This window comes from Halorubrum tibetense (assembly GCF_042661865.1).
Lineage (GTDB): Archaea > Halobacteriota > Halobacteria > Halobacteriales > Haloferacaceae > Halorubrum > Halorubrum tibetense.
Map to the genome: position 1 here is coordinate 1 of NZ_JBHSWW010000286.1, position 3096 is coordinate 3096.

Annotated in this window: 5 protein-coding genes; 3 read left to right on the top strand and 2 right to left on the bottom strand. The window is 66.4% G+C overall.

Annotated features, from left to right (window positions below; all coding sequences use genetic code 11):
• Together ACFQEU_RS13775 and ACFQEU_RS13780 are read left to right on the top strand one after the other, a co-directional pair.
• A partial coding sequence (locus ACFQEU_RS13775; protein WP_379783080.1) for a 3,4-dihydroxy-2-butanone-4-phosphate synthase occupies positions 1 to 181 on the top strand: 181 nt, incomplete at its 5' end.
• Positions 182 to 261: 80 nt separating this feature from the next.
• Positions 262 to 1191, top strand: a complete 930-nt coding sequence (locus ACFQEU_RS13780) for a branched-chain amino acid transaminase (RefSeq protein WP_379783082.1) — start codon at positions 262 to 264, stop codon at positions 1189 to 1191.
• A 14-nt stretch (positions 1192 to 1205) separates the two neighbouring features.
• Here ACFQEU_RS13780 and ACFQEU_RS13785 read toward each other — a convergent pair whose 3' ends face one another.
• A complete protein-coding gene (locus ACFQEU_RS13785; RefSeq protein WP_379783084.1) occupies positions 1206 to 1946 on the bottom strand; it encodes a DUF502 domain-containing protein in 741 nt (246 codons plus the stop codon).
• A 71-nt stretch (positions 1947 to 2017) separates the two neighbouring features.
• Positions 2018 to 2857, bottom strand: coding sequence for a proline dehydrogenase family protein (locus ACFQEU_RS13790; RefSeq protein WP_379783086.1), 840 nt, complete (start codon positions 2855 to 2857; stop codon positions 2018 to 2020).
• Positions 2858 to 2967: 110 nt separating this feature from the next.
• Here ACFQEU_RS13790 and ACFQEU_RS13795 point away from each other — a divergent pair.
• On the top strand, positions 2968 to 3096 hold a 129-nt coding region (locus ACFQEU_RS13795; protein WP_379783088.1), incomplete at its 3' end, for a CDP-archaeol synthase.

A 3096-nucleotide genomic window follows, 5' to 3' on the forward strand; every position in this document is an offset into this window, starting at 1 on the left:
ACACACGGAGCTCGGACTGGCGCTCGCCGCGGCCGTCGACGCCGCGCCCGCCGCCGTCGTCTGTGAGATGCTCGATGACGAGACGGGCGACGCGTTAGCCCCCGAGGACGCCGCGGCGTACGCCGCCCGCAACGATATCCCGTACGTCGAGGGAGCGGCGCTGGTCGAGGCGTTTCGATAAGGCGGATCGACGGGCCGGATCCGCCGGTCCCCACCCACGTATGTCATAATTTTAAGCCGGGACACCCCGACTCTTCAGTCATGGGATTCGATGAGATGGACGTGGACACGATCTGGAAGAACGGGGAGTTCCTCGACTGGGAAGAGGCGACGACCCACGTGCTGACACACGCGCTCCACTACGGGAGCGGTGTGTTCGAGGGCGTCCGGTGTTACGACACCCAAAACGGCCCCGCGATCTTCCGCTGGGAGGAGCACCTCGACCGGCTGTTCGACTCCGCGAAGATGTACGACATGGAGATCGAGCATACCCGCGAGGAGATCACCGAGGCGACACTCGAACTCCTCCGCCGACAGGATCTCGAGTCCTGTTACATCCGGCCGATCGCCTACTACGGCTACGACACCCTCGGGGTCTCGCCGAAGGACTGCCCGACGGACCTCGTCCTCGCCGCGTGGCCGTGGGGCGCGTATCTGGGCGACGAGGCGTTAGAAGAGGGCGTCGACGTGATGGTTTCCTCCTGGCGGAAACACGCCTCCTCGCAGGTGCCGACGAACGTGAAGACCACCGGCCTCTACGTCAACTCCATGCTCGCGGGCGAGGAGGCCCGTCGAAACGGCTACGTCGAGGCCATCGTCCTCAACAAGGAGGGGAACGTCGCCGAGGGGCCCGGCGAGAACATCTTCATGGTGAACGACGGCGAGATCTACACGACCGGGCCCGCACAGTCGATCCTAGAGGGTATCACGCGTGACACGCTCATCACGCTCGCCGAGGAACGCGGGTACGAGGTCCACGACGAGGCCGTGATCTCCCGCGGCCAGCTGTACACCGCGGACGAGCTGTTCTTCACGGGGTCGGCGGCGGAAGTGACGCCGATCCGGTCCGTCGACGACACCGAGATCGGCGCGGGGACGCGCGGACCGATCACCGAGGAGCTACAGTCGGCGTTCTTCGATCTGGTCGAACGGGAGACCGACGAACACGACGACTGGTTCACCTACCTGTAGACGAACCGAGGGGGTTAGGAGCTGTCAACCGAGCCCCCGCCGTCCGCCGTGGGGTCCGAGCCGTCGGTCGCGGTGGCACCCGTGGAACCGGTTGTGCGCCCCGGGCGACCGATGCCACCCGGCGTCCCGCCGCCCTCCGGGGCGTCCGCGGGCGGCCGCTCCTCTTGAACGGGGATCTGTTGTGCGGACTCCGCGAACCCGGCCGAGAGGATGCGTGTGAGTCCCTCCTCGACGGTTTCGCCGGTATCCTCGATCCGTTCGGGCTCGACCTCGATAACGAAGCCGGTGGTGATGTTCGGGGCGGTGGGCATGAACAGGACGACCTTCCCGTCGCGGGTCTCCTTGCCGGTCCGGAACGCGGTCATGCGGATCCCGGGCCACGTTTCGAGGTACACCGGGCTCTGGAGGTCGTCCGTCCCGGAGATCGCCGTCTCGACCGCGAGCTTCGAAGCGTTGTACACCACCCGCATCGCGGGGATCCGGTTTATCGTGTCGTCGACCTTCGCCTCGGCGAGCCGCCCCATCGTCGTCCGCATCAGGTACCCGACCGCGAGCACCAGCGTAGCGAGCACCGCGACCGCGATGATCACCCGCGAGAACGGCTCCAGCGGCTCCGGGATCGCGGCCGGCTGGAGCGCGTCGATGAGCGGTATCGAGGCGATGTAGCGGTAGATCCATCTGACGACGAGAAGGAGAACGAGGAGCGGAGCCAGCACGATGAGCCCGCTGGCGAAGTCGCGTTTCCACGTGGACATCTATCGCTTCCGTATGTGTCGCCGGCCCTTAAGAGGGTGTCTACATGTCGGCTGAGCGGACAGTACGACGGTCACCGGCCGACGACCGCCCGAAGCGCGAACAGGACGTTCTCCTTGCGCTCGCGGACGCGACGGTAGAAGTACGAGAGCCACTTCTCGCCGTACGGTGCGTACTGTTTGACGTCGACGCCCTGCCGCGCGAGGTCGCGTTGTGCGTCCTCGCGGACCCCCATCAGCAGCTGTATCTCGTAGTCGGTGTCGTGTGTCGAGCCGAGCCGGTTCGCCAGCGAGATCATCTCCGGGTCGTGGCTCCCGACGGCGACGCCGCGGTCACGACGTTCGAAGAGGAACTCGATGTCCTCGCGATACGCCTCGTTGACGCGCGCTTTGTCCGTGTACGCGATCGATTTCGGCTCGTCGTAGGCGCCCTTCACGAGCCGAACGAAACCGGGGACATCGACGAGGCGCTCGAGGTCGTCGTGGGTGCGTTTCAGGTTCGACTGGAGACACTGGCCGACGCTCCACGGGTACTCCGTCGCGATCGACTCGAAGGCGTCCAGCGTGTCGTCGGTCGTCTCGGCGTCCTCCATATCACACCAGACGAACGCGTCGCGCTCGTGGGCGCGTGAGACGATCTCTCGATAGTGTTCCTCGAACAGGTCGGCGGAGATGTCGAGACCGATCTGCGAGGGTTTCACGGAGACGCACGCGTCGAGGCCGCTCGCGGCGATATCGTCGATGAGGGCGAGATACGCGTCGACGTCGGCACGGGCCGCCGCGGGGTCGTCGTAGTGTTCTCCGAGCAGATTGAGGATGACGGCGACGCCGTCGTCGTTGCGGGCCCGCGCGTGGTCGAGCGCCTCCGGGACGGACTCGCCGGCGACGAACCGTCGCGCGATCGGCGGGATCATACCGACGGATCGGGGCCATCGGACTTGAGCGTTGTCAAATGTTGCCACCCGAGCGAAGGGAGACGCGAGGATCCACGGTTTATATCACCCGGACACTCGTGAGCCTAGCCATGGTCGGTTCGCTCGTCGCGACGGCGTTCTGGGCGATGTTGCCAGCGTACGTGCCGAACAACGCCGCGGTGCTCGCGGGCGGCGGCCGTCCGATCGACGGGGGCCGCGAGTGGCGGGGTGCGCGCGTG

Excerpts from the sequence above, each read along its gene's own strand:
- ACFQEU_RS13790 (WP_379783086.1), bottom strand. The coding sequence starts at position 2,857 with ATGATCCCGCCGATCGCGCGACGGTTCGTCGCCGGCGAGTCCGTCCCG.
- ACFQEU_RS13785 (WP_379783084.1), bottom strand. The coding sequence starts at position 1,946 with ATGTCCACGTGGAAACGCGACTTCGCCAGCGGGCTCATCGTGCTGGCT.
- ACFQEU_RS13780 (WP_379783082.1), top strand. The coding sequence starts at position 262 with ATGGGATTCGATGAGATGGACGTGGACACGATCTGGAAGAACGGGGAG.